Annotated in this window: 3 protein-coding genes and 1 pseudogene; 1 reads left to right on the top strand and 3 read right to left on the bottom strand. The window is 74.7% G+C overall.

Annotation, left to right across the window (positions count from 1 at the left end; translation table 11 throughout):
• Window positions 1-190: 190 nt before the first annotated feature.
• Together G3I42_RS02180 and G3I42_RS02185 are read right to left on the bottom strand one after the other, a co-directional pair.
• Window positions 191-1,288: a GNAT family N-acetyltransferase gene (locus G3I42_RS02180; protein ID WP_164282161.1), complete on the bottom strand. Its 1,098-nt coding sequence runs from the start codon at window positions 1,286-1,288 to the stop codon at window positions 191-193.
• A 1-nt stretch (window position 1,289) separates the two neighbouring features.
• On the bottom strand, window positions 1,290-1,760 hold the full coding sequence (locus tag G3I42_RS02185) for a hypothetical protein (RefSeq protein WP_239096208.1): 471 nt from the start codon (window positions 1,758-1,760) through the stop codon (window positions 1,290-1,292).
• Between the two features lie 259 nt (window positions 1,761-2,019).
• Between G3I42_RS02185 and G3I42_RS02190 the strand changes: the two genes are divergently transcribed.
• Complete coding sequence (locus tag G3I42_RS02190) at window positions 2,020-2,823, top strand: SGNH/GDSL hydrolase family protein (RefSeq protein ID WP_164282162.1); 804 nt, start codon at window positions 2,020-2,022, stop codon at window positions 2,821-2,823.
• Window positions 2,824-2,941: 118 nt separating this feature from the next.
• Here G3I42_RS02190 and G3I42_RS38165 read toward each other — a convergent pair.
• A pseudogene (locus G3I42_RS38165) lies at window positions 2,942-3,472 on the bottom strand (serine/threonine protein kinase); the annotation flags it as partial.

Consider the following 3,472-nt stretch of genomic DNA (forward strand, 5'->3'; position numbering starts at 1 on the left):
CGACCCCTCGCCGCTTCCCGTACGGGCCGTCGCGCCCGGCCCCGAACCCTCCCCCGGGGCCGTGCGGGCGCGCTGCCCGGCACGGGTGGTCGTGCGGTCTCGTCGTACGTCGGTGTTGTCCTTGAGCCGCGTGCGCGGCCCGTGTCCCGGCCGCGTGTGCGGCCGTGTCCTCCCGGTCGGTGCGGGCGGCTCAGCGTCCCCCTGAACGCAGCCTCCCCACCCCCTTGAGCAGCCGGTCGGCGGGTGCGAAGAGCGCGGAGTTCCCCCGCACGGTGTTGCGCGCCGCCCGCGCCGGGGCGCGGCGCGCCCGGTAGGCGTAGGCGACCGGGTGGCGTCTGGCCGCCCAGCCCTCCAGCACGGTCAGTTCCCGCGTGCGGAGGGAGTCCTTGTACTCCTTGGGGCCGCGCCCCAGGTCGAGGTACGCGATGCCGTCGGCCGCCGCCGCGCGCGCCATCCGCAGATGGAGCACGAGCCCGGGCGAGTACTTCGCGTACGCGGGGTCGTAGGCGGGGAACCAGCAGGCGAGGACGTGTTCGGAGCGCAGCCCGAAGTGTGCGGCGACCGGGCGCTCGCCCGCGTACAGCACGGAGAGCAGCCCCGCGCCGCCCGGCGCCGTGGTCTGGAGGAGCCGGCGCACGAGCCCGCTGATCCACGGGTGCGCGAAGCGGTCCCCGCGCCCCGTCCTGCGGTACTGCGCCGACTTCCAGCGCATGAGCGTCGCGAGCACGGCCGGGTCCCGTGCGTCGTGCACGTACCGCAACTCGCCGTGCTCACGTTCGAGTTTGCGTTCCTTGGCGAGCGTCGTACGGGTGAACTTCGGCGAGCGGCGGCGCAGCGCGTCCAGGACGGACTCCCAGCCCTCGTCGACGTCGAGCACGGGCGAGGCGTAGCGGCCCGTGGCGTGCGCGGCGAAGGGCTGCGACTCGCCGGCGAGGTGGTCGAACTCGTAGACGCGCAGGCCCAGTCCGCGCAGCAGTGCGCGCGGTTCCGCGTGGAAGCCGGGCCCGTGCACGAGTCCCTGGCAGTCGGAGAGGCCGAGCCCGATCGCCCGGCCGACGCCGCCCGCGCCGTGCTGGAAGGGGAGGAAGGCGACGGGGTCGCCGTCCTCGCGGACGACCCCGATCCGCACACCGCGCCGGTGGTGGGCGACGGCGAGCGCGAACTCGGGGGAGAGGAAGGGGTTGGCGAGTTCCGTCGCCCCGGTCTGCGGGGCCTTCGCCTGGAGCGCCGACCAGACCGCGCGGTCCGCCTCGCCGAGCGTGCCGGGTCTGTGCACGGTGATGTCCACGTCACGCGCCCCCGCCGCTCGTCGTCCGCCGCGGCCACCGGCAAAGGACGAGGCCGACGAGACTGAGCGCCCCGATCGCGAGCACCCCGCCCCGCACCGACCACACGTGCAGCATGAGCATCCCCTGCGCCACGAGCAGCGGCAGCGCGAGCGCCCCGCCCACCGCCGCGAGGACGCGGCCGAGCGGATCGAGGCCGCGCAGCGCCAGCGCGAGGACGAGCGCGGGGGCGCCGAGCAGGAAGGCGGGGACGAGCACGGCACGGAGCACGCCGAGCACGTCCCCGCCGCCCCCGCCGTCCGCGTCGCTCAGGGCCAGCGCCGCCCCGGCCGCCAGGACGACCACCGCCGCACCCGCCGGCAGGGACGGGAAACCCTCGCCGCCTCGCGCCCGTCTCCGCGCGGTCCGCCGTCTCTTCTCCCCTGCCCGGTCTCTCGTGCCGCTCTTGATGCCCTTGGTCCCGATGGTGTGCATGGGCCGCTTTGCCCCCCGAAGCGCCGGATGCCGGGCTTCAATGTCGCGCAGTCCGCGCGGCCCCGTCAAGGGAACTCCGAAGCAAGGGAATCGAGGGGAGAAGTGGGCCTCTGGCGGTCATGTGGCCCCAGGAGAAGGCGAGTTGAAACCCACCCCAGGTGAAACTTTCCGCCCGGTAACTTCTTGGCACGCACACTCCCGCGACGCGGCCCGGGGTGGTACCAACAGGAGCGCAGAAATCCTGCTACACGGAGGTCCCATGAGATTCCCCCGCGTCACCGCGATCGTGTCCTCGCTCCTCCTCGCCGCCGGCGCCACCCTCGCCTCGGCCGCGACCTCCCACGCCGCCGCCCCCACGGGCTACGTGGCCCTCGGCGACTCCTACTCCTCGGGGGTCGGCTCCGGCTCCTACGACAGCGCGAGCGGCGACTGCAAGCGCAGCTCCAAGGCGTATCCCGTCCTGTGGAAGAACGCGCACGCACCCTCCAGCTTCAACTTCGACGCGTGCTCGGGCGCTCGTACGGGTGATGTTCTCGCCAACCAGCTCGGCCACCTCAGCTCCTCCACCGGCCTCGTGACGCTCTCCATCGGCGGCAACGACGCCGGTTTCGCCGACGTCATGACGACGTGCGTCCTCCAGTCCACCGACACGTGCGTCGCCAAGGTCAACACCGCCCGCGCGTACGTGCAGAACACGCTCCCCGCCGCGCTCGACAACGTCTACGACCAGATCCGCGCCAAGGCCCCCGCGGCGAAGGTCGTCGTCCTCGGCTACCCGCGCTTCTACCAGCTCAACGGCTCCTGCATCGCGGGCCTCGCCGAGGCCGAGCGCTCCGCCATCAACGGCGCGGCCGACCTCCTCGACAACACCATCTCGGCCCGCGCGGCGAGCCACGGCTTCTCCTTCGGCGACGTCCGCACCACCTTCGCGGGCCACGAGATCTGCTCGGGCGACGCCTGGCTGCACAGCGTCGACTGGCTCAACATCGGCGAGTCCTACCACCCCAAGCCGGCCGGCCAGTCCGGCGGTTACCTCCCGGCCCTGACGAAGTTCGCCCCCTGACCGACACGGGTCCGTACGCCCTGGTACGGACCGGGTCGTCCGCGCGCGCACGCTACGCGCGTGGACGACCCGCACCGGGCCCGACCCGTACCGCTCCCGTACCGCGGTCCCGTCCGCGTCAGGCCAGCGCCACCCACACCAGCACCGCCGCGACCACGAGCACCGCGAGCCCCGCGCCGAGCAGCGCGGTGTACGAGGCGGCGCGACCCGGACCGCGCGGGGGCGCCTCCGGCGTGACCGGCGCGGGCGTCGCCCCCGGGGGCGACACCGCTTTCTGCCCCGCCGCCTCCGTCCCGCGCCCCCACCCGGGCGCCGCCTCCCGCTCCTCCACCGGTTCCCTGCCCTCCGCCACCTCGCGCAACTGCCGCGCCGCCCGCTCCGGCGAGATCCGCAGCGCCGGGTCCTTGCGCAGCAGCCCTTCGAGCACGGGCGTGAGCGGTCCCGCCTGCGCCGGGCGCGGCAGCGGGTCCTCGACCGCCGCCCGTACGGCCGCGAGCGGCGTCTCCCCCCGGAAGGGCGGATCGCCCTCGACCGCCGTCCACAGCACGACGCCGAGCGACCACAGATCCCCCTCCGGCCCCGGCTCGGCGCCCTCCGCCCGCTCCGGGGCGAGGCTCGCGGGGGAGCCCACGACCTCACCCGCGAGAGT

Source organism: Streptomyces sp. SID11385 (assembly GCF_010548245.1).
Taxonomy (GTDB): domain Bacteria; phylum Actinomycetota; class Actinomycetes; order Streptomycetales; family Streptomycetaceae; genus Streptomyces.